Below are 21,719 nucleotides of genomic sequence, written 5' to 3' on the forward strand. Positions count from 1 at the left end.
AGCTATCTCGCAACGCTTATGATATTGTTTTTCAAGGCTTTTGAAGGTGTTTTGCAAATGCAGTCAATGGATGCAAAAGCGAAAATATTGGGTATGCCATTACTACCGCAGATGTCAGGGGTATTTGCTCTGCAACAATAGGTCTGGCTTTCTGTATCTCTTTTTTGAAGGGGAGCATTGAAAGCGATTTTTAGCTCTTTATTCATAGCCCCATCTCCTGCCAGTTTCGGGAAATGGTCTCCATGAGCGCGTTGCTTTCGGCCTGGAGGCGCACGAGCTCCGCGTGTATCTCGTTCATGCGCCGGGCAAAGTCCACGCCGTCGTCTTCCGCCGGGGGCACGCCCACATACGCGCCCGGGGTGAGGGAAAAGTTCTTTTCCTCTATCTCCTTGCGTCCGGCCACGCGGCACAGGCCGGGGATGTCGGCATACACGCCGTCCCCGAATCGTGCGTAGAGCCACTGGGCCTCCCGCGCGGCAAGGAGGGCGTTCTCCACCTCGGCAAGGCGTTCCTCCCAGAGGGCGGCGGCCTGTTTCTTTTCCGCGCGTTTGGCGGCGGCCGCCGCCGCGCGGGACTGCTCCCGCTGCTCCTCAAGGAAGGACTGGAGCGCTTCGAGACAGCTTTGGAAGGAGGCGTCAGGCGGCAGGGAGAAGGTCACGTCCTTCGGGCGGGAGGCAGCGGCCAGGGGCAGGGGCAGGCTGGCCCCCTTGTCGGAGAGACGCCGTTTCCCCGTGATCCAGACGCAGACGGACAGCGTTTGCCGGTAGGCGGCCAGCAGGTCGCGGTACGGCTGCGTCTCGCCGCGGTAGAGCCGGACGATGGCGGTCAGGTTCTGGAGCTGCCACTCGTTCCACTCGTTGAGGGTGCGGTCCACCACGGTGTAGTAGTTGCGGGCGTCGATGAAGAGCACCGAGTCCCGCAGGCGGTCGGGCTTGCCCTTGTCGAAGAACCAGAGGGTACAGGGCAGGCTCTTGGTGTAGAAGAAGTTATTGCCCACGCTGATCATCACGTCCACATGGCCGGTTTCCACAAGCTGTCTGCGGATGTCCCTGTCCTTGTTCTGGCTGTCGGTGGCGGAGGAGGCCATGACGAAGCCCGCCCGGCCCCGTTCGTTCAGATAGGCGTAGAAATAGGATATCCACAGATAGTTGGCGTTGCTCACCTCCTTGTTCTTGTTGACGGCGGGCAGGCCGAAGGGCAGCCGCCCGGCGCTGAGGGCGGACTCGGCCTTGACCTTGTCCACATTGAAGGGCGGGTTGGCCATCACATAGTCGCAGCGGCCCGCGAGAGAGTGGGCATCCTGATAAAAGCTGTTGGCCTCGTCGCCGGAGACGATGGAGGCGGTCAGGCCGTGTACGGCCATGTTCATCAGACAAAGACGGGCGTTGTATTCCACCTTTTCCTGGCCGTAAAAGGTCATGGCGTTGTTGGCGGCCATGCCCGCCGCGTGGACGAAATCCCCCGTCTGCACGAACATGCCGCCGCTGCCGCAGGCCGGGTCAAGCAGGATGCCCCGCTCCGGCTCAAGGATGTTGACGATCATCTTCACCAGTGATTTGGGCGTGAAGAACACGCCGTCGTCCGCGGCGATGTTCTTGGCGAACTTGTTGAGGAAATATTCATAGATGCGGCCGATGACGTCGCCATCCACGGCATCGAGGGCGTCGTCGTTGAAGATGCGGAGGAGGGTGCTCAGAAGTTCCGAAGAGAACTTGCCGTATTCCCGGGGCAGGACGCCGGAAAGCTGGTCGTTCTGGGCCTCGATGAGCTCCACGGCGTTGTTCACCACCTCGCCGAGGCTGTTCAGCGGCTGGCCGCCCACACCGTGCAGACCGGCCGAGGGGATGTCGGCGGGCAGCCCCACCAGAAAGGGGTAGCGCGCCATTTCCGGGAGATAGAGGGCGCTCTTGGCGCTGAAGTCCGAGGCCGTCACGGGCAGCGCGCGCCCCTTGCGCACGGGGCGGTGCTTGAGGATCTCGGCCTCCACCAGCGTGAAGCGGCTGTAAGCGTAGCGCAGGAAGATCAGGCCGAGCACCGGCATGCAATATTCATTGGAGGTCAGCTTGGAATCGGCGCGGAGCGTGTCGGCGGATTCCCATAATCTGGCTTCCAGCTTTTTCAGGCTTTTGTTGTCCATGCAGCATCCTTGTATGCTCTCGTGCGGGCACGCGGGGGGCGGCACACGGCCTGATGATAGCCTTTTTCCCGCCGGCGGAGAAGGGGGAGGGCAGGCGCTCCCCTGCCGGCGGCAGGCCGGGCGGCGGCTTCACGATAACGTATTTAAAATATGTAAAAATATGTTTCACTTGCCGCGCATGCTCCGGCGCGAGGCGGGGATCGTCCCGCACGCGACGCTGGCGAAACGTGTCTGTACGGCGGGACGGGCCGCCTGCCGTCCGCCGTCGCACGATATGGACACACGGGCAGCGCGACCATGCCGCGGGAGGAGCGGCCCTGCCGCCGCAACGAAAAGCCGGCCGGACAGCGGGCGCATCAAGGCATGGCGGCATAACAAAAAAGGGTCACGGAATCTCCGTGACCCTTGCTTGCGGACTGGTGCCGAGGGCGGGACTCGAACCCGCACAGCTATTGCCACTACCCCCTCAAGATAGCGTGTCTACCAGTTCCACCACCTCGGCGGCAGAAAGAGTTTATACGCGAAGCCGCGGCGCTTGGCAAGTCTTTTTTCAGTGCCTTTTTTCCGGGCCGCTTGTCCGCCTGCGGTCGTCCGTGTGCCGCTTTTCCTGTGGGACAGGCGGAGAAGGGCACGCCGGGCCCGGCCATGTCATTCCTTCGATTTCAGATGCCATGACGGCGGGTTGATGCCCTTGACCGTACAGGCGAGGAAGCGATCCCAGGGGAAGGACTGTCCGTCTTCCCCCTGGGCAAGCTCGCCGTAAAAGCAGCGGCCGTCGGGGCTCATGACGGCGTCCAGAATATCTCCCTTCGCGGGGATGACGAGGCCGAAGGCCTCCAGATAGTCCCTGAGCGGCATGGCCCGGGGCCACGGCCCGTAGGGATGGAAATCCTCATCCCAGATCCACATTTCCCGGCCTTTCGTGTACAGGGCGATTTTGCCGTTGTCGCTGATATCGCCAAAGTCGGGGGAGCCGTAGGTGACGCTTTTGTTGTCGTCGATGGGGACGGCCTTCCCGGTGTCGTCCAGTCGTGCCAGCAGGGTCAGCTCATCGGAGATCCGCCTCCCGGACGGGTGGATCTCATTCAGTCTGACGCTGCACAGGACATGGCGGGCATCAAAATCGGGCGTACAGTAGGCGATGTCCCTGACGTACCAGTTCCTGAACAGCGGACTGCGCCGATCCGCCTTTTTCAGCTCCACATCCGTCAGCACCCGACTGGGCCCGGCAATGGCTATCCCCCAGCGGTGCAGGGGATTGTCCGGGTCGCCGGCCCGCAGGATCTTCGTGTTGTCGTCGGGCATGCCGGTGGCCGCGGCGCCGCCGAAGAGCAGCTCGCGTTCCTTGCCGGTGGCGAGATCGCGCACATGGGTGGTGGGCGACATGGTACGCAGAATCTTTTTGCCGTCACGGCTCAGGATGCGTTTGGGCGCCGCGCTTTCATGCGCGAAGGCATCCAGCTCCCTGTAGTTCCCTCCCTTCATCCAGAACCAGAGCGGCCGGTTCTGGATGTAGCCCCGGCTCATGGCCTCCTTGCCCTGCGGCGTTTGGGCGAAGCGCTCGAGCTCCTCCCCGGACGCATCAGGCCCGGGCGCGCCGGGAACCGGCTCCATGCCCTTGCCGGCGGCCACCGTGCCGTCGGCCGACAGACCGCGCCATGTCACGTCAACAAGTCCGTGCTGGGGCATGAGGAGCAGCTCCTTGTCGTACTGCCAGAAAAAGCCGAGGCTGGCCCATGTCTGTCCGTAGCCGGGCGGGGCGCCTTCATCGCGGTGCCGGATGAAGCCGATCACGGTGCGTCCATCATCGCTCAGGGCTTCCCCCATGCCGTAATACTCGGATGGCGGCGTCAGGAGGATCGAATCGAAATCCCGATTCCAGATAAAAGGGCGGCCGTCGACGATGCCGGTGAGCGCGCGACAGTCCGGCGCTATGGCCAGGATGCGTCCGTTTTCGCCGAGCAGCGGCGACATGTCCTTGATGAAGCCTTGCGAGGGCGGCGCTTCCGGGGCGGCACTGTGCCCCGTGGCGGGCAACAGCAGCAGGGGGAGCGCCGGGAGCATCGCTGCCGCGCGACGTGCCCAGCGGCTGCCGAATCGGAAAAGGTGTTTCATGCTGTCCTCCTTGCGTAGATCGAGAGGGGGTAAGAGGCCGGTGCGACAGAATATATTCGGGAAGGGAGAAAAGGGTCAATGCCGCGCGCCCAGCGGGACAGGGGCGAGGCCGGAGCAGGGGGGCGGCGCACAACGCAAAAAGGGTCGCAGTATCCATACTGCGACCCTTGCTTGCGGACTGGTGCCGAGGGCGGGACTCGAACCCGCACAGCTATTGCCACTACCCCCTCAAGATAGCGTGTCTACCAGTTCCACCACCTCGGCGGCGAAGAGAATCTTTACCTTTTTTCCGCGCGGCTGGCAAGTCTTTTTTCAGGGCTTTTCCTGTTTCCGCCGCGCCTTTTCCGCCCTTGCGCGGGCCCTGCGGGAGCCGTGCCTTACGGGCGCGTGTTTTTCGGGGGTTTCCTCAGGGTCCAGTGCGGCGGCTCGATGCCCTCGCCCGTGCAGGCGAGAAATTCCCGGTAAGGGAACTGCTTTTCATCCTCTTCGGCGGCGAGCCGGCCGTAAAAGCAGCGTCCGTCCGGGCTCATAAGGGCGTCCGCGATCCTGCGTCCCGGAGGGAGGGCAAGACCGAACGAGGCCAGATAGTCCCGGAGCGTCCATGCGTTGGCATACCGGTCGGGAGTCGGTATGTCCTCATTCCAGACGTACATGTCACGCTTCTGCTCGTAAAGGACGATCTTTCCGTTGTCGCTGATGTCCCACAGCACGCCCAGCGGACCCGCTGCAAAGTCGTCATCGTCAGCGATGGGGGTGACGCCGCCCTTGTCGTCCAGTCGGGCCAGCAGGCTGAAGCCGCCCGGCAGCGGCCTGTCGGGGCTTGCGCTGGGCGGGGCTTACGCGTACACCAAGACGACGTGAGGTATGTACTATGGATGCCCAGATCCAGGAATTCCTGCGCCGGTCAGGGCCGGTGCTCTGTGTGGATATCGGCAGCGGCACACAGGATGCGCTGCTGGTCCGGCCCGGCCTTGAGCCGCACAACTGGCCGCGTTTCGTCTTGCCGTCTCCGGCGCGCATGGTGGCGCAGCGCATCCGGGAGATGACGTTGCTCAAGCGTGACGTCTGGCTGTACGGCGGCAATATGGGGGGCGGCTTTGGTCAGGCGGTGCGGGAACACATCGCCGCGGGCCTGAAGATAAGCGCCACGGCGGCTGCCTCGCGCGCCCTGCACGACAGGGAAGATGTGGTCTGCGGCATGGGCGTGCACCTGGCCGAGGACTGCCCGGCGGGGCATGTGCCGCTGTTTCTGACGGATTATTCGCCGGAATTCTGGGCTTCGCTCCTGCGTCATGCGGGCCTGCCGCAGCCGCATCTTGTCCTTGCGGCCGCGCAGGATCATGGCGAGCACGGGCAGGGCAACCGGGCGGGGCGCATGCGGATCTGGCAGGACCTGCTGCAAAAGTCCGCCAGCCCGGAGGAATGGATACATACGACGGTGCCGCCCCTGCTGACCCGCCTGCGCGCCCTGCGGGAAAAGACGGGCGGCCCGGTGGCGGATACGGGCGTGAGCATCCTGCTGGGGGCGCTGAGCGAGCCGGAGGTCATGGAGCGCAGCTTCCGCGAGGGCATCACCATCGTCAACGTGGGCAACGGCCATACGGTGGCCGCGCTGGTCTACAAGGGCATCGTGCGCGGGATGTATGAGCACCATACCGGCATGCGCTCCCTGCCGGAGATCCTGTCGGATCTGGAGCAGTTCCGCAAAACGTGGCTGCCGGCAGAGGAAGTGCAGGCCAGCGGCGGGCACGGCACGGCCTTCGGCCCGTATTGCGAGGAGGCGGGAGGCTATGCCCCCACCTTCATCCTGGGGCCGCGCCGGGATATGCTGGCGGGGCAGGGGAAATTTTTGTCCCCGCACGGGGACATGATGCAGGCGGGCAGTTTCGGCCTGCTCTGGGGCTGGGCCCGGCGGCAGGCAGGCCGGAACTGAGCCCGAAGGATTTTTTTGTGCAGCGTGCCTGTGAAGGAGAGCAATGATGGACGTTTTTGATCCGGCGGAACTGTGGAGCCGCGACCAGATTGAACACACGCAGCTTACGCGGCTGCGCGCCACGGTGGCGCAGGCCCGCAAATGCGAATTCTACCGTCGCCGCCTCGATGAGGCGGGCGTGACGCCTGAGAGCATCCGCAGCCTGGACGACGTGCGCCGCATCCCCTTCACCACCAAGCAGGACCTGCGCGACCAGTATCCCACGGGCATGCTCTGCGTGCCGCAGTCGGAGATCGTGCGCATGCACTGCTCCAGCGGCACCACCGGCAGCCCGGTGGCCATCTGCCATACCCAGAACGACATCAACTCCTGGGCGGACCTCGTGGCCCGCAGCTTTTATATGGTTGGCGTGCGCAAGGAGGACGTCTTCCAGAACATGTCCGGTTACGGCCTGTTCACCGGCGGCCTCGGCATCCACTTCGGGGCCGAACGCATCGGCTGCATGACCATCCCCGCCGGGCCGGGCAACTCCCGCCGCCAGATCAAGCTGGCCAAGGACTTCAAGACCACGGTGGCCCACATCCTGCCGTCGTACGCGCTCATCCTGGGCGAGCATCTGCGCGGCATGGGCGAGGACCCGCGGGAATTCCCCCTGCGCATCGCCGTGGTGGGCGCGGAGCCATATACCGAGGAATTCCGTCGCCGTATCGAGGACCTGTTCAATATGAAGGCCTACAATTCCTACGGCCTCTCGGAGATGAACGGGCCGGGCGTGGCCTTTGAATGTCTGCAACAGCACGGCATGCACGTCTGGGAGGACTGCTACATCCCGGAGATCATCGATCCCGAAACGGGCGAGCCCGTGCCGGACGGTCAGACGGGCGAACTGGTTATGACCTGTCTGTGCCGGCAGGGCATGCCCATCCTGCGGTACCGCACCCGCGACCTGACCCGCTTCCTGCCCGGCGAATGCGCCTGCGGCCGCAAGCATCGCCGTCTTGACCGCATCGTGGGCCGCTCGGACGACATGTTCATCATCAAGGGCGTCAACGTCTATCCCATGCAGATCGAACAGGTGGTTATGAGCTTCCCGCAGGTGGGCCAGAATTACCTCATCCTGCTGGAGAACGACGGTTTCGGGGACGTGATGCGCGTGCAGGTGGAGATCCGCGACGAGTATTTCGTGGAAGATATGCGTACCCTGCAGGGCCTGCAGAAGACCATAGCCAACCGCCTGCGCGACGAGATCCTCATCACGCCGCGTGTGGAGCTCGTGCAGAGCAACAGCCTGCCCTCCTCGGAAGGAAAGGCCGTGCGCGTGCAGGATACGCGTCTCAAGAAATAGGCCAGGGCATGGAAGGACTGCTGCACGTTTTTTCCTTCGGGATGGCGTACTTTTTCGTGGTGCTGCTGGCCCTTGTCCTCCTGCTCAACATCCCCGGGCTGCCGGCCAACTGGCTGGTGCTCGTGTTGGTGGGCATCTGGCAGTTCGTGCATCCGCAGCCGGGCGATCTGGATGCCTGGTACTGGATCATGGCCGTCGGCCTGGCCGTGCTGGGCGAAGTGCTGGAGACAGGCGTGCAGATCATCAAGGGCCGCCGTCACGGGTCGAGCAAAACGGGGACTTTCGCCGGCATGGTGGGGGCCTTCGTGGGGGCCATCGTCTTTGCGCCCTTCCTGCTGGGCATCGGCGCGCTGCTCGGCGCGCTGTTCGGAGCCTGGCTGGGCTGCCTGCTGGTGGAACTGATGCGCGGCCGTCCTCTCCAGCAAAGCCTGGATGCGGCCTTCGGCACCATGATGGGGCGCTTTCTGGGGACCGTCTGCAAATGCGGGGTGGGCGGGGCCATCGTGGCCCTCACCGCCCGGCGCATCTGGCCGGAGATGTCGCCCGTCGTGCTGCCGCTGCCGGATATGCCGCCCGCCCCGCCCGCGGAGCCGGGACAGGTGGTCCTCTGGCTGGGACATCTTTTCTGCTGAGGGACGGGGCAGGCCGCCCCGTCTGCAAGGAGCCGGCATGGAACATCCGCTGCACGGGCTGGACGTGGTGCTCGTCCAGACCCGCTTCCCCGAAAATATCGGCATGGCGGCGCGGGCCTGCGTCAACATGGGCTGCGGGCACATCTCGCTGGTGGAACCGGAGCGCTGGTTGCGCGACAAGGCCTCGCCCCTGGCCACGCCCAAGGGACAGGCCCTGTTGGACGGCATAACCGTCCATGACAGCCTTGCCGACGCCGTGGCCGACAGCGCGCTGGTCATCGGCACGACGGCCCGTCGCGGCGGCTGGCGGCAGGCCATGCTTTCGCCGGAGCGCTGCGCCGCCGAGGTCGCGGCCTGTCTGCGACAGGGCGGCCGGGTGAGTCTGGTGTTCGGGCCCGAAGACAGGGGGCTGGACAATGCCGCCATTACGCACTGTCACCGTCTGGTGTGCATCCCCACGGACCCGGCGGCCAGCTCGCTCAATCTGGCGCAGGCCGTGCTGATCGTGCTCTATGCCTGCGCCGCGGCCATGCGGGAGGCGGACAGGCCGGAGGCCGGCGCGGCCGCCGGCGGGGAGCCCCACGGCCCCCGGAACGTGCCGCAGCCGGAAGCCGTCGAGCCCGCGTCCCTTGCCGGGAAGGCGGACGCCCCCGGCCCGCTGGCCTCGGCGGCGGATCAGGAACGCCTCATGGCCGCCCTGCGGGACATGCTGCTGCGTATCGACTACCTCCACGGCGACAATCCCGATTACTTCCTCATGCCGTGGCGGCGGCTGTTCGGCCGGGCCCGGCTGCGGCGACACGAATATGACGCCCTCATGGGCATGTGCCGGCAGGTGCGGCGGGCGCTGGAACGGAAAGAAGGATGAGTGGGGGTATCGCACGGGCGGCAACGCCGTGTGCACGGAACACATCTTGCTGAAAAAAGGGGGGCGATATGCCCTCCTTTTCTGTTTTGGACAGCTTCCCCTTCACCGGCGGGATCAGCGCGTGTCGCGGGCGGTCCATCGCCGCCCCGGATGTCGATCGGCGTCGATGCCCGCCGTCTGCCAGCCGCAGCCGGAAGGGCCGAACAGCGGCGTTTCGCAGTGACCGGTCGGGCCGCGTTCTGTCCCTGTCCCAGGGCGTCCTGATAAATGATCCTGGTCTCCCGGGGCAGGCGGTAATAGGCCATGATCCAGGGTTCGATATAATCTCTGCCATCGTAAGGCATACATTCCGCGTAGTTCTTGTCGGGGAGCCTGTAGAAGACGACCTCCGCCGGCGGTGGCGTCTGCCGGCCGGCGGCACGCGGATTGCGGTCGTTGGCAAGGATGGTCGGATAATTGCGATAGTGGCCGCGAATGACGGCTATCCCGTGGTGGGACAGGGCGAAGATCAGCAGGATCCCGGCCAGAAAATGTCTGGCGCGGAGCGAAAGCGAGCAATTTTCCAGTGCCAGGGTCCAGATGCCGGTAAAGACGATGGTGAGCAGGTAACTGGCGGGAAAAAAGAAGCGTGCGCGCCGAAACGACGCTTTATGACGTAAAATATGCCCACGGACAGCAGGCTGCCGATCAGAAAGGGCAGGAAGCGGCGGAGGGACGTCCGTGGCAGATTTGAACAGCCAGAAGCCGAGAAGAGGGATCAGGCCGACGGTGACGACCGCCACCTGCTCCTGGGAGGCGGCTGCGAGGAAAAAGGAGACAGGCACGGCCACGCATACGGGCAGAGGCAGTCTGTCGCGCTGTCGCGTGGCCAGCAGGAGGTACACGCCAAGCGTCAGCGGGCAGAATGACCAGACGTAGAGGACGGAAGCCGTGGCCCAGAACAGACCTCCCCGGTAGATGCCCTCATTGTAGAGAAGGAAGGTGGACAGCAGCAGGGACAGGACGAGCCAGGAGTCCTGTTCCTTTCCAAGCAGCAGGGTGGCGGCCAGCACCAGCGCCTGAGCAAGGAAGAAGCAGGACATGCCGCCCTGCATGAGCAGAAGCTCAAAAAAGAAAAAGACGACCCTGCCCCCCCATTCCATGTAATGCCGCGTGAGGTAGTCGATGATGTTCGGCAGCGTCCTTTCCGCGTAGTGGGCATCAACGGCGCAGGTAAGCGATCCGTAGCCATAATCATCATGGTAAAAGCCAATATATTTGTTCTGGAGATAGGTGATGCAGAGGATGACGGCGAAGATCGCGATATTTTTTTCATGGGTGGAATGTCCCTTTTGGTGTGAGATCCTCGGGCAAAAAGAAGAAAAAGAGCTCCCCGCCATGCGGCAGGGGGCTCGATCAACGAGTGGGGCGCGTGCGCGCCTACCGTTTCCACTGTTTGCCGCAGGCCCGCGCCAGCGTGCGGACAAGACTTTGCGTGCCGTCCTTGCCGCCGCCCAGGGCCTGCACCATGCGGTAACATTCCTCGGCGCGCTCCGTGCCGGGCAGGACAAGGCCCATGCGGCGGCATTCCTCAAGGCAGAGGCCGAGGTCCTTCACAAAGTGCTCCACAAAGAAGCCCGGGGCGAAGTCCCCCTTGAGGATGCGGCGGCCCAGCGTGTTCATGGCCGTGCTGCCGCCCGCGCCGGGAACGACCAGCTCCAGCCATGCGTCCACATCCAGCCCGGCCTCCTGCGCGTAGAGCAGGGACTCGCAGACGCTGAACATGACGCCGGCCACGGCGATCTGATTGGCCAGCTTGGCCTGCTGGCCGCTGCCTGCCGCGCCGCAGTGCATGAGCGACGTGCCCATGACCTCGAGACAGGGACGGACACGCTGGTACGCGTCGGCTTCGCCGCCCACGAAGATGGAGAGGCGGGCCTCGCGCGCGCCGATGTCGCCGCCGGTCACCGGAGCATCCAGTGCGGCGCAGCCGCGGGCGGCGGCCTCGTGCGCGATGCGGGCGGCAAGGGCGGGGCTTGAGGTGGTCATGTCGCAGAGGATGCCTCCCCGCGCCAGGCCGGACAGTGCCCCGTCCGGGCCGAGCATGACGGCTTCCACATCGGCGGGGTAGCCCACGATGGAAAAGACCACGTCGCTGTGTTGGGCCACCTCGGCCGGGCTGTCGGCCCAGCGCGCGCCCTTGTCCAGCAGGGGCTGTGATTTGGAACGGGTGCGGCTGCAGACCGTCAGCGGGAAGCCGGCTTTCAGGATGTGCCCGGCCATGGAAAGCCCCATGACGCCGGTGCCGATCCAGCCGACACGCAAGCTAGTGTTCATAACGACGCTCCTTTGTTGAGGTCAGGGATGGATGCCCCGTCACGGACGGGGCGGGCCAGGGTATATCGCCACAAATCTTGCAGATCATCACGATGGATAAGGTCGGTCAGCTGCATACGCTCCGCTTGCCATTGGAAGGCGCCTCGTATCCCCGTCTCTTCCCCGGATAAAAGCGCGCTGGGGAAGGGATGGGGCCTGGGGGAAGGGGAACACCTCCCGCGCCGGCGGCGACCGAAAGGCGGCCCGCAGGGCCGCGCCCGTTAGGCGACGCGGGAGCCTTACGGGCATCGACAGCAGAGCGCGAGGGGTTCTCCTTCCCCCCCAAACAGGTAACGAATAGTGTTGACAGCCCCTATTTGGCAAGGATCTGCTGCAGGATGCGGCGGCGGTCAAGGGCCTTGCCGCGCCGGGCCTCCTGTGTCTGCCGGGTGAAGATGTCCATATTGCGGCGCATGTTTTTGTTGAAGACGTCGCTGCCCGGAAAGTCCTTGCCGAGCTGCTCCATGCTGTCCGCAAAGAGGGCGGCATCCATCCTGCCCGCTTCCTCAAGCTTGCCGAGATAGAAGGACAATGTGCGCTCGATGCCCGTGCCGTACTGCTTGCGGGCCTCGGTGGACTGGGTGATGAGCTTTTGCAGGCGCTGCTTTACTTCGCCCCTTGCGACCTTCACATCCTTCTTCATCAGCACAAGCTGGCTGTCCAGCGACTGCTGGCGGCTGGCATAATTGCGGATGGTCTCGATGAGGTAGAGGCCGGTACGCAGCAGGGACTGAGCCTCCAGCTGCTTTTGCCGCTCCCGCATGATGTTGTTTTCCTTGAGGGTGGTACGCAGGGACAGCAGGTTTTTCCTGACGCCCTCATTGGGGGCGGAGGCCAGGAGCCGATCCAGCTCTTCCAGCGGATCGCGGCCGGCCTGCTGATCCTGCGCGGACAGGGGAGAGCTCGCCTCCCCGGCCCGGTCCCATTCGGCCACGAGTGTTTCCGGCCGGTTGCCGCCGGGCGTGTTGATGCCGGAAATGACGGGCCGGAAACCAAGGTCGCGTGCATGGGCCGGTCCGTCCTGCAAAAAGAAGGGCGTCTCCTCGCGGCGGCCGGGCATGATCTCGGCCTCGCCGGACAGGAAGGAGCCCCCCTTGCGTACCATGCCGCCGGCCGAACCGTGCAGGCGTCCGGCCACGGAAAAGCGGAAGGGGTCCAGCGTCATCTCCGCGGCATTGCCCGCCGTATCGTAGAGGCCCAGCGGATTGGGCCTGCGCGAACCGATACGGTTGACGTCCTCCTCTATACGGCCTGCCCCTTCAGGGCGATAGACGGCATAATCAGCGTAATTCGTGCCGTCGGCCATGACGAAGAAATCTTCCTGCATGAGCTGCTGTGTGCCCGCGAACTGGCCGCCGCGGGCCGCGTATTCCCATTCGGTCTCGGTGGGCAGGCGAACAAAGCCCACGTTACGGCTGTCGCCGGCAAAATGCGGCAGGCTGTCCGGCGCATTCTGCAACAGCCATTGCGTGTAGCGCCGGGTAAAGTCCACGGCATCGTACCAGCTTATGTCCGTAACGGGCCGGGCCGCATCGGGCGCAAGGCTGGCGGTATCGGGCGGCGTGGCCTGCATGACGGCGTCATATTGCAGGCGGCTCACCTCGTACTTGGCCACCAGATAGAAATAATGCGATCCCTTGGGGGCCGCCTTGCGCCAGTCGGCGGGCAGATCTTCGAGGCTGAAGGGCGCGGCCAGCGCGGCGGCGTAGCGACGATCGTAAAAGGCCCGCTCGTTGTTGGACGCATCGTCGCGGCCGGGACGCAGGGGCATGTCCCAGAGCAGCCCCTTGGCCGGTACGGCCACCAGACGGAAGGCCATCGTCAGGCCGCCGGGCATGGGCAGGAGGATGTCGTCCGCTGCGGGCTGCGGATTGGTGGCCGCCTCCACGGAAACGCTTTCTTTGGCCCGCAGAGCGGCTCCGGCCTCGTGGACAAGGCCGGGGGGGCACAGGCTCGCCAGCGTCAGCAGGGCGGCAAAAAGGAACTTCCGGCAACGGGGAACACGGCGGCATGAGACGTCAGATTTCACGGATGACCTCCGAAGGTTCGATGCGCCCGGCCCGCAGGGCGGGGCCAAGGGCGGCCAGCAGAGAAAGTCCGGCCACGATGAGCAGGGTGGCCGCATAATGCGCCGGCAGCAGGCGGCAGACACTCTCGATCCCGCTGAGCGAGGCCGCAAAGAGATGGTTGACCACCTGGGCGGCCAGCAGATACAGCCCGCACGCAAGGCCCGTGCCCAGGAAGGCGGTCAGCAGGCTCTGGGCCAGCGGAAAGAGCAGCAGCGAGGCCGTGCTGAAGCCCATGAGCCGCAGCAGGCCGAGCAGCCGCTCCTTGCGGGCCACCGCGGCCAGCATGCTGCTGGCCGTGGACGTGAGGAAGCCTACCCCCGCCGCCAGGCCAATAAGGGAGAAGATCAGATCCAGAGAGGCGGAAAGCTGCCGGATCTGCGCGATGGCCTCGGCCTGCGTATAGACCTCAAGGCCCCGTGCGGCAAAGGCGTCCCGCAGGATCATCACGTCGTCCAGGCTGCGGGCATGCAGCCGGAAGCCCGCATAGGCGCGCGGGCCATCGGGACGGGGCTCGCCCGTCCAGCCGCGATCCGCGCCGAAAAGCGGCACGGCCCGCCCGTCGCGGAAGTCCTCCGCGGCGTCCACCACTTCCAGCGGGGCAAAGACCAGATTTTTTTGCTCCGCTGCCAGCGGCAGAATGGCCGTGACCCGCAGCGACAGCCGGGACCGCTGGACGGCTCCCCGATAGCGCCGCTCGAAGCGGCCCTCCAGTTCGTCGCCTACGCCCACCCCCAGTTTTTCCGCCACCGGAGCCGAGAGGGCGACGCCGCTCCAGAGGATGCGGCGGGACGTGTCGGGCGCCGCGCCGTGCAGGCCGCTGTCCAGCATGAGGGCCGGGATGGCGGCTCCATGCCGTTGCAGCAGGGGGTCCCCCGCCGCGGTGGGCTCCAGTGAGGCCGTGAGGCGTGCGCCATCTTTGGCGACCAGGTCGATGGTGGCCGCAATGGCGCGCGTGCGCGGCAACACGAAGGCCACGGAGGGATGCTGCCGCAACTGCGCCAGATAGTCCGGCGTAAAACGGCCACTGCCCACAGGGCTGATCTCCAGCGTGCGCGGATCATTCTGCAGGCGGTCGGTCAGGGTCTGCACCACGCCGAACTTGACGCCGTACAGGATGAGCAGCGGCGTCAGCACCGCTGCCAGCGTCAGGACGGCACACAGAGACAGTAGCCGCTCATGGCAATAATCGGCGGCGGCCAGCCGCAGGCTTTGCAGGGCAAGGCGCATCAGTCAGCCTCCTCCTGGACGGCGTGCCGGATGCGCGAAAGAGGCGCGCCGTTCCCGTCCTGCATCGTCGTTACCTGCACCAGCCGGAAGCCCGCCTCCACGGCCATGTCCGGCGCGTGCGTCACCATGACCACCGTCACCCCGCGCTCTTCGGCCAGCTCCGCCAGCAGCCCCAGCACCAGCCGGGCATGCGGCGGATCAAGGGCCGCCGTGGGCTCGTCGGCCAGCAGGATGGACGGACCGTGCGCCAGCGCGCGGGCGATGGCCACCCGCTGTCGCTCGCCCACCGAGAGCGTGGCCGGCATCTGCCGCAGCAGGCGGTCGATATGCAGGCGCTCGCACAGCTCCCGCACGCTCTCCCTCTGAGCGGCCAGGTTCCCCAGCGCCCGGCAGGGCAACAAGATGTTCTCCCCCGCACTGAGGAACGGCAGCAGCCCCCCCACCTGGAGGACATAACCCAAATGACGCAGTCGCGCCACCGCCAGCCTGTCCTCACGGCTCCGCCGCCAGAGCTCCAGCATGTCCAGCGCCGGAGCCTCCGCCTGCGGCGCAAAAAGGAAACGCTCCCCCGCGTCGGGCCGCAGCACCCCCGCCAGCAGATCCAGCGCCGTGCTCTTGCCGCAGCCCGATGGCCCCACCAGCGCCAGCCTGTCACCCCGCAGCACGTCCAGCGACTCCAGCTCAAGGCAAAAGCCCTCATTGCCCGGCCGTCGCTTCATGACCCGCCTGAGCGAAAAAAGCTTGTCCGATCCCATGCTCATCCTTGCGTCCATGCTCTGGAACGTTTGTTGTTTTGGAGGAAAGGGGAACCCCCCTGGCTAGCGCGCAAGGGAGTTCCCCTTTCCCCAGTCGCGCCGTACCCGCAACGCCATAGGTGGTACGGGTACGCGCCCACGGCATGCTCAGGGGAGCATGTTGAGGGGGACGCGATAGACCCAGTCGCCGGCGTTGGGCTGTCCGAAGCTTTCCCAGTTGGCGCGGTCGCGGTCGTATTCTTCGTAGCGGGCCAGCCGGGACTTGAGGCGGTTGATGAAGGCGGTCTGTTCGCCGATGCTCATGCGGTACCAGTCCTCTTCGCGCAGCAGCATGATGTCGCTCTTGTAGGGCAGGCCTTCCAGGAATTCGGCAAGGACGCCCAGTTCGGCGAGGCTTTTGCCCTGGGTGGGCAGGTTGGGGTCGCGGGCCATCTGGGCGGAGGCGGAGAGGATGCCCCGGAAGAAGTCGCGCGAGTCGGTCTTTTTGGTGCGTTCGGCGTTGTCGATGATGGTCTTGAGCTGGGTGCTCAGGTCGTTGAGCTGGTTTTTGGTCAGCAGCACGGCCACGTCCACGGTGGGGGTCTGGTTGCCCCGGGCCAGTTTGGCGAGATCCATGTCCGCCATCCAGGAGTTGACGACGCTGGGGGCCTGATTCTGCCGGCGTGCGCCGAGGTACTGCAACTGCATGGCGTAGCCGAGGGTGGCGGCGAGCTGGCGCGCCTGGTCTTCGGGGGTCTGCGCCGGGGCTTCGTCCTTGGGGCGGGTCATTATCTTGCCGGCGGCGGTATTCTTGACCATGCTGACCATGCCCTGCGCCAGCGTGGCGGCCACGGCGCCGAACTGGCGTGCGCCGGTGGCGGCATCCGGGGCATTGATGACCTGATAATTGCTGCGATCGCCGGAGAGGCGGCTCAGGGTGCGGTAGCTCTGCTCGGCGTAGGCATGGTTTGTGGAGCCGCCGGGGCTCTTGATGTGCAGGACGGTGATCCATATGCCTTTCTGGCGGGCGAGGTCGTTCATCTCCGCCGGGCCGAGCAGGACGGAGGCGTACGGGTCGCCGCCGCGCAGGGGGCCGGCATCGCTGATGAGCAGGATGAGGCGGGAGGAGTAGTTGCCCCAGCTCAGTTTTTCCACGGCGTCATAAACGCCGGCAAGGGAGTCCTCGTTGAAGTCGTGACTGGAGACGGAAGCCTGCTGCACGGCGGCCAGACGGCTTTCCAGCGCGGCCCGATCCTTTGCCGTGGCAAAGTCGCTGACCACGGTGCTCGTGTACTCCAGCCCGGGGGTGGCGGCGGTGCTGCTGCGGAAGGCCACCACGGCAAAGCCCACGTTGTCGGTCATCTTTTCCTTTTCGAGCTGATCGTAGATGCGGCGCACCACGTCGCGGCTCTGGTCGATGTAGGGCTTCATGGAGATGGAGGTATCCATCACCAGGGCTATGCCGGTCTTGGGCGGCCCGTCGGGGGCCTGCGCCGTGCCGGAACCGGGATCGATGGAGGCCACATTGAGGAATTTCACGTCGTCAAAGGGCTCGCTCATGCCGAGGATGGGCATGAGGTAAAAGCGCTTCTCGTCCACCGCGCCCTGGGCTTCGGCGGGCTCGCTGGCCAGCACGGGGGAGCTTTCGTCCATCTTGCCGGCTGCCGCCCGCGTCAGCAGGCTTGCGAGCTGCTTTTCCATGTCGTTGGCGGAGCAGAGGGTCTTGAGGGCGTTTTCCGTCTTGAAGAAAAGGACGGGATCACGGCCGGCGCGCGGCGCGAAGAGCAGGGTAAGGGACTGGTTCCAGGCGGTGGATCTGGCCTCTTCCAGCCAGCCTTGCGGTTCGGCGAGCCCCGTGCCCACGCGCAGCCAGCCGTTGGCGCGCTCGTAGACGTAGAAGACCGTAAAGGGGACGACCTTGTCCGTGACCACGGCGGAGGCGGCGTCGGCGCTCTGGCGCAGCACTGCGCCGGGATGGCTGATGACGCGCTGGTAAAGGCTTTTCTTGCCTTCCTGCAGCAAGGGGGCGGCTTCGCCCGGCAGGGGGCTGGTCAGACAGCACAGCAGGGCGGCCAGGAGCAGCATGCCTCGCAGCAGGCATGGCCGAAGGGGACGGGAAAACATGACGGACCTCCTATTTCCAGCTCTGGAGCAGCATCCTGGCTTCCATATCGCCCTTGCCGGCCTCGGCTTCCACATGGGCGCGCAGGGTCTTCAGGGACGCGTCGGCCTGGGCCACGCCCGCGGCTTTCGCCTTCTCGTACCATTGACGGGCCAGGGACATGTCCACGGGGATGCTGCCGCGCGGCAGGCCGGCGGTGGGATCATAGAACTGTCCCACCAGCCACATGGCCTCGGCATTGCCTTTCTGGGCGGCATCCTCCAGCAGGAGGAAGGCCGCGTCCGAATCTTCCGGGCTGGCCTCGGGCGTACGCAGGGGTTTGGCCAGGGCCAGACTGCCCGCCGGATCCGCCGCGCCGCGCAGATGCTTTCGGGCGGTCTCCAGGGCGGTCGGCGCGGGAGCCGCCCGCGGAACCGGGGCGCTTTCCGTTTGGGCGGGTACGGGCGGGACAGGCGCGGCCGGGCGCTGATGCACGAGGAAATACCATGCCGCCGCGCCCGCGACGGCCAGCAGGAGCAGCAGCAGAAGGAGGACGGGCAGCAGGCGGCTTTTGGGTTCTGGCGGTATCTCCTGCACGGGGAGGGGCTGCGGATCGGTTTCGGGCGCGGGCTGCGGCGCGGGCTCAGGTGCGGGGAGGGGATCGGGCTCGGGGGCCGGGGCGGGGGCCGGTTCCGGTTCGGGGGCCGGCGCGCTGACGGGAGGAGAGGGGGGCATGCCCGGCATGGCGCCGCCGTTCTCGTGCTCGCGACTGTAGACGAGCTGCTGTATCTCCAGACCGAAGCGCTGGCCGTCCACGCCGATCTGGTAGGCGGACAGGGCATCGAGCTGATCGACCACGGCCGGGCCGACGCGCAGGCGCGCGCAGCCGTTGGCGCTGTCCACGGCATCGGGCGCAAGGGGGTATTCGCTTTCCTGCCAGCCTGAGGCGGCAAGGTATTTCATGTCGCTGCCGCGCCGCAGGGTAAAGGCGGTGCCGTTCACGGCGGGGCAGCCTTCCAGCAGGATGCAGGCATGGCCCGGGCCACGCTGCGGATCAGGGGAGATGACGGCTTTCATGCGTATTTCCGTGCAAAGGAGGTTGTTGCTGCCGGTCGGACGACCGTCCGGCGCTGCCGGGGCGCGGCGGCGGGGCGGAGTTTTCCGGCAACAGGAATGGCGGGAAACGAGCGGCCTGTCTGCGGCATGACGGTCTACCGGAAGGCGGCCAGGATGTCGCGCAGACGGTCGTTTTGCCGCGGATCGCGTACCTGCTGGCCGTCAAAGTCCACATTGGCGACCACGCTCCAGGCCAGGGCCCGCATCCAGTCCGTATACCACTGCCGGTCATAGGGCGCTTCCTGTTCGCCGATGACCGGTTCCGCCGGGGGCTCGGCGGGCGGCGTGAAGAGCTCCGAGCTCTTGCCGCTGAAAAGGATGGTGCGCCCGGCGGCGTCCTTTTTGCGCGGGTCGAAGCCGAGCCAGTCCACAAAGGCGTTGATGGCGTCCGCCGCCAGACTGACCTGTCGCCAGATGAGGCGCTCGCGGGACATGTTGGCGTAGGCCCCGCAGCGGCGCAGCTCCTGTTCCAGCGCGTCACGCAGGCCGAGACGCTGGGCCGCCAGCAAAAGTTCGCTGATGAGCTGTTCGAACCCGCGTGAGGGCAGGCCGCCGAAATGATTGCGGGCCTCGGCGCTGCCCGCCAGATTGTGGAGCTGCTCGATCCAGTAGTCAAAGACCATGTCCGTGAGCGCTCCGGCGGCATCGCGGGGGAGGGGAGGTTCGTCGGCTGCGGCGGCCGGGGCGGGGGGGGCGGCCTCGTCCCCGAAGATGTCGGAAAAGATGTCGTCGGCGGACACGTCGTCGGCCACGCTGACGGCCACGCCGGCTTCCGGCGTCCGGGAGGCGGCCTGCCGCTGCCGCAGCCAGAGGTCATAGAGGTCGTGGTCCCTGACCTGGAGGCGGCAGAGCAGTTCGCCGAAGAGGTGACGCCGGGTGACGCCGGTCACCAGCATGACCAGCTCGCGGGAAAGCAGCTCCTTTTGTCGGCGCAGTTCCTCGCGGTCGTCCGTCTGGTAGAAGGGTTCCAGGCGGGTGCGGACCTGTTCGCGCTTTTCGCCGGCGATGACTTCGATCTGCTGCCGCTTGAGTTCGGGATTGCAGAGGGGGCGCAGGCTTTCCCGCAGCAGGGCCACGCCGCCGTCGTTGAGGGTCATGGCGGCATTCCAGACGGCGTCGGGCCGGGCCACATGGCGCAGCACCAGTTCCGAGTTCAGGAAGGCCTGGCGGACCTCTTCCACATAGGCCGCCTGTTCGGGGCGTACTCCGGTCTCCCGCCCGTTTGCGTCAAAGTTGAAGATGGCGTCACAGCGGAAATTGGGATTGCGCAGCAGGTAGATATTGTTGAAGGGATGCGTGCCGTCCCAGTTGACGGGCCAGTCGTGCTGCTTGCCGAAGAAGTCGAGGAGCGAGGATTGCAGGCGCGTGTCCCAGCGTTTTTCCACCGAGGGCGTGCCCGCCTTCTTCTCGAATTCCATGTCCATCTTGGAGAGGACGAAGAAAAGGGAGGTGGGCTTGCCCGCGCGGGAGCGCGGGTCCTCGCCGTGGGTGGAGCAGATCCATTCGTAGACGGCGCGCGGCAGGTCCTGCACTTCCTGATTGCTGGGGCCGATGCACAGCAGCATGCTGGTAAGTTCGCGCTCTTCGCAATAGCGCTCGAACAGATAGGCCACCTTGCCGCGCAGGAAAAGATTTTCCAGCGTGCCGGGGCGGTCCAGCTCGCCCTCCAGATTTTCCAGCTTGAGGCGCGAGCGGTAGCCCGGAAAGTCCAGCAGGTCCGTATGATCGAAGAGAGGGTCCGGCTTCTCCCGCATGTAGATACTGATCTCGGCCGTGAGCGCGGCCACCACCGCACGCGGCAGATTGGCGCTTTTGCCGTCCCTGCCCCGGATGGTGAGGCGGTCGGCCTGAGCGTCTCCGGTGAGCCCCCGCAGCACGGCCACGTCGATGATGCTCGTCTCGCGCGGGATGAGTCCGTCCAGCGGGCAGTCGGCCTCGGCGGGATTGCCGAGGGCCTGCAAGGCGCCGCACAGGGTGAGGTAGAGATGCCGGAAGGCCGGCACGCCATTCCAGATAAGGCTGAAAAGCGCGGCGCGTCCCTCAAGGTCAAGACGCGGGGCAAGCTCCATCGCCTTGTTCCAGTAGCCTTTTTGCAGCATCTGCACGCGCGGCCGGGAAAGGAAGTTCTTGTTGACGTAGTCGCGCAGCTCTTCCACATCATCGCTGCTGACGGCGGACGGGGCGCTGCCGCCGGCCTTCTCCAGCTCGGCCAGCGCGGCCAGCAGCGGCTCCATCTCCGGGGCTTCCTTGTGTTCGCAGTCGGCATAATAGGTATTGGCCAGCACGCGCGCCACGTCCATTTCCGTCAGAAGGCGCAGACGGATGGGATGTTCTTGCGTCAACCCCTGCGGCGGCGTGGTGGTGAAGCGGGTGACGAGCCCCGTGGATTCCTTGCCGCCCTCAGGATTGATCTCGGTAAGGAAATCCCGCTGATCGCCGCAGAAGTCGGCCAGCAGACTGCCGGAAGCATCCCGCGCCAGCGCGGAGATGAGATAGGACTTGCCCGACTGGCTGGGCCCGAAAACACCGGCGCACATCTTGCGCCGGGCGGCATGCTCGCATCTGGCGAAAAAGCGCGCCGCGTGCCGCATGTCCTTTTGCAGACTGTTGCTCTCGTTGCCCACCAGTTCCGCATTGTCGGCGATCCATGCGCCCGCCTTGCGGCATTCCTCCGCCAGCGCGCGGCAGCGTTGCGCCAGTTCCAGATCCTGCTCTTGCATAGTCGTCCTCGTGAAAAAACGCCGGGACGCCTCCGGCCCCTCCGGCAGTTACGGCGAACCCTTCAAGCATGCCAGACTTGCGCCCGGAGGTCGAGCGGAAATGCTTCTCCGACCCGACGCCGCTGTCCATGCCGTCATGCCACGGCATTGCGTGGCATGGCGCGACGGGGGGAAGGGCGTTACGCTCCCTCCTCAAAAAACGTAATGCGTTCCGTCCCTGACGATAGCCTTGACGCCATCTGGTCGGCAACGCTGGCCGCGCGGACAGCGAGCCGTCATCACTTCAGATGCTTTCGTATGTATTGATCAGCCATTTTTTCGGTAGCATTGATGAAGCCAGCGGGTTCGCCGTGGAAATAGTAGCTGA

General features: G+C 65.6%; 15 protein-coding genes, 2 tRNA genes and 1 pseudogene. 4 read left to right on the plus strand and 14 right to left on the minus strand.

The genetic code is table 11. The annotated features are described in order from the left end of the window. Nucleotides 1-2: 2 nt before the first annotated feature. The 6 genes from Q0J54_RS04115 to Q0J54_RS04140 form a co-directional block, all read right to left on the minus strand. Nucleotides 3-206, minus strand: a complete 204-nt coding sequence (locus tag Q0J54_RS04115) for a hypothetical protein (protein WP_296304149.1) — start codon at nucleotides 204-206, stop codon at nucleotides 3-5. Beyond that, nucleotides 203-2,137 carry a class I SAM-dependent DNA methyltransferase gene (locus Q0J54_RS04120; RefSeq protein ID WP_296304150.1) on the minus strand — a complete coding sequence of 645 codons (1,935 nt, stop codon included), beginning with the start codon at nucleotides 2,135-2,137 and terminating at the stop codon, nucleotides 203-205. The genes Q0J54_RS04115 and Q0J54_RS04120 overlap by 4 nt, the downstream gene beginning before the upstream one ends. A gap of 417 nt (nucleotides 2,138-2,554) precedes the next feature. Continuing rightward, nucleotides 2,555-2,639 (minus strand) — tRNA-Leu (locus Q0J54_RS04125). A 146-nt stretch (nucleotides 2,640-2,785) separates the two neighbouring features. Beyond that, complete coding sequence (locus Q0J54_RS04130; protein ID WP_296304151.1) at nucleotides 2,786-4,252, minus strand: hypothetical protein; 1,467 nt, start codon at nucleotides 4,250-4,252, stop codon at nucleotides 2,786-2,788. A 179-nt stretch (nucleotides 4,253-4,431) separates the two neighbouring features. Next, nucleotides 4,432-4,516, minus strand: a tRNA-Leu gene (locus Q0J54_RS04135). 113 nt (nucleotides 4,517-4,629) lie between these two features. Beyond that, nucleotides 4,630-4,962 carry a hypothetical protein gene (locus tag Q0J54_RS04140; RefSeq protein WP_296304152.1) on the minus strand — a complete coding sequence of 111 codons (333 nt, stop codon included), beginning with the start codon at nucleotides 4,960-4,962 and terminating at the stop codon, nucleotides 4,630-4,632. 161 nt (nucleotides 4,963-5,123) lie between these two features. Between Q0J54_RS04140 and Q0J54_RS04145 the strand changes: the two genes are divergently transcribed. Genes Q0J54_RS04145 through Q0J54_RS04160 form a run of 4 tightly spaced genes read left to right on the plus strand, consistent with a single transcriptional unit; the run spans nucleotide 5,124 to nucleotide 9,030 of the window. Next, nucleotides 5,124-6,185, plus strand: coding sequence for a DUF1786 domain-containing protein (locus tag Q0J54_RS04145; protein ID WP_296304153.1), 1,062 nt, complete (start codon nucleotides 5,124-5,126; stop codon nucleotides 6,183-6,185). A gap of 46 nt (nucleotides 6,186-6,231) precedes the next feature. After that, entirely contained in the window at nucleotides 6,232-7,530 is a 1,299-nt protein-coding gene (locus Q0J54_RS04150; protein ID WP_296304165.1) for a phenylacetate--CoA ligase family protein, read from the plus strand. An 8-nt stretch (nucleotides 7,531-7,538) separates the two neighbouring features. Continuing rightward, nucleotides 7,539-8,162, plus strand: coding sequence for a DUF456 domain-containing protein (locus tag Q0J54_RS04155; protein WP_296304154.1), 624 nt, complete (start codon nucleotides 7,539-7,541; stop codon nucleotides 8,160-8,162). A gap of 37 nt (nucleotides 8,163-8,199) precedes the next feature. Beyond that, complete coding sequence (locus Q0J54_RS04160) at nucleotides 8,200-9,030, plus strand: RNA methyltransferase (protein WP_296304155.1); 831 nt, start codon at nucleotides 8,200-8,202, stop codon at nucleotides 9,028-9,030. 737 nt (nucleotides 9,031-9,767) lie between these two features. Here the strand turns inward: Q0J54_RS04160 and Q0J54_RS04165 are convergent. The 8 genes and pseudogenes from Q0J54_RS04165 to Q0J54_RS04200 all read right to left on the minus strand — a co-directional run. Continuing rightward, a pseudogene (locus tag Q0J54_RS04165) lies at nucleotides 9,768-10,409 on the minus strand (DUF6056 family protein); the annotation flags it as partial. A gap of 40 nt (nucleotides 10,410-10,449) precedes the next feature. Further along, nucleotides 10,450-11,346 (minus strand): NAD(P)-dependent oxidoreductase, encoded by an 897-nt coding sequence (locus tag Q0J54_RS04170; RefSeq protein ID WP_296304157.1) that lies wholly within the window; start codon nucleotides 11,344-11,346, stop codon nucleotides 10,450-10,452. 352 nt (nucleotides 11,347-11,698) lie between these two features. Further along, nucleotides 11,699-13,414 carry an SUMF1/EgtB/PvdO family nonheme iron enzyme gene (locus tag Q0J54_RS04175; protein ID WP_296304159.1) on the minus strand — a complete coding sequence of 572 codons (1,716 nt, stop codon included), beginning with the start codon at nucleotides 13,412-13,414 and terminating at the stop codon, nucleotides 11,699-11,701. Further along, entirely contained in the window at nucleotides 13,404-14,681 is a 1,278-nt protein-coding gene (locus Q0J54_RS04180) for an FtsX-like permease family protein (RefSeq protein WP_296304160.1), read from the minus strand. The genes Q0J54_RS04175 and Q0J54_RS04180 overlap by 11 nt, the downstream gene beginning before the upstream one ends. After that, complete coding sequence (locus Q0J54_RS04185) at nucleotides 14,681-15,400, minus strand: ABC transporter ATP-binding protein (RefSeq protein ID WP_296304161.1); 720 nt, start codon at nucleotides 15,398-15,400, stop codon at nucleotides 14,681-14,683. Before Q0J54_RS04185 ends, Q0J54_RS04180 begins: the two co-directional genes overlap by 1 nt. A 183-nt stretch (nucleotides 15,401-15,583) precedes the next feature. Further along, on the minus strand, nucleotides 15,584-17,539 hold the full coding sequence (locus Q0J54_RS04190; RefSeq protein WP_296304162.1) for a vWA domain-containing protein: 1,956 nt from the start codon (nucleotides 17,537-17,539) through the stop codon (nucleotides 15,584-15,586). A gap of 10 nt (nucleotides 17,540-17,549) precedes the next feature. Then, a complete protein-coding gene (locus Q0J54_RS04195) occupies nucleotides 17,550-18,593 on the minus strand; it encodes a sel1 repeat family protein (RefSeq protein WP_296304163.1) in 1,044 nt (347 codons plus the stop codon). Nucleotides 18,594-18,727: 134 nt separating this feature from the next. Further along, nucleotides 18,728-21,352, minus strand: coding sequence for a virulence factor SrfC family protein (locus Q0J54_RS04200; protein WP_296304164.1), 2,625 nt, complete (start codon nucleotides 21,350-21,352; stop codon nucleotides 18,728-18,730). Nucleotides 21,353-21,719 lie beyond the last annotated feature (367 nt).

Origin of the sequence: uncultured Desulfovibrio sp. (assembly GCF_944324935.1) — a bacterium.
GTDB lineage: Bacteria > Desulfobacterota > Desulfovibrionia > Desulfovibrionales > Desulfovibrionaceae > Desulfovibrio.

Coding starts and splice junctions, on each gene's coding strand:
- Q0J54_RS04180 (WP_296304160.1), bottom strand. CDS start 14,681: ATGCGCCTTGCCCTGCAAAGCCTGCGGCTGGCCGCCGCCGATTATTGC.
- Q0J54_RS04150 (WP_296304165.1), top strand. CDS start 6,232: ATGGACGTTTTTGATCCGGCGGAACTGTGGAGCCGCGACCAGATTGAA.
- Q0J54_RS04200 (WP_296304164.1), bottom strand. CDS start 21,352: ATGCAAGAGCAGGATCTGGAACTGGCGCAACGCTGCCGCGCGCTGGCG.
- Q0J54_RS04170 (WP_296304157.1), bottom strand. CDS start 11,346: ATGAACACTAGCTTGCGTGTCGGCTGGATCGGCACCGGCGTCATGGGG.
- Q0J54_RS04115 (WP_296304149.1), bottom strand. CDS start 206: ATGAATAAAGAGCTAAAAATCGCTTTCAATGCTCCCCTTCAAAAAAGA.
- Q0J54_RS04155 (WP_296304154.1), top strand. CDS start 7,539: ATGGAAGGACTGCTGCACGTTTTTTCCTTCGGGATGGCGTACTTTTTC.
- Q0J54_RS04120 (WP_296304150.1), bottom strand. CDS start 2,137: ATGGACAACAAAAGCCTGAAAAAGCTGGAAGCCAGATTATGGGAATCC.
- Q0J54_RS04190 (WP_296304162.1), bottom strand. CDS start 17,539: ATGTTTTCCCGTCCCCTTCGGCCATGCCTGCTGCGAGGCATGCTGCTC.
- Q0J54_RS04185 (WP_296304161.1), bottom strand. CDS start 15,400: ATGAAGCGACGGCCGGGCAATGAGGGCTTTTGCCTTGAGCTGGAGTCG.
- Q0J54_RS04160 (WP_296304155.1), top strand. CDS start 8,200: ATGGAACATCCGCTGCACGGGCTGGACGTGGTGCTCGTCCAGACCCGC.
- Q0J54_RS04145 (WP_296304153.1), top strand. CDS start 5,124: ATGGATGCCCAGATCCAGGAATTCCTGCGCCGGTCAGGGCCGGTGCTC.
- Q0J54_RS04130 (WP_296304151.1), bottom strand. CDS start 4,252: ATGAAACACCTTTTCCGATTCGGCAGCCGCTGGGCACGTCGCGCGGCA.
- Q0J54_RS04195 (WP_296304163.1), bottom strand. CDS start 18,593: ATGAAAGCCGTCATCTCCCCTGATCCGCAGCGTGGCCCGGGCCATGCC.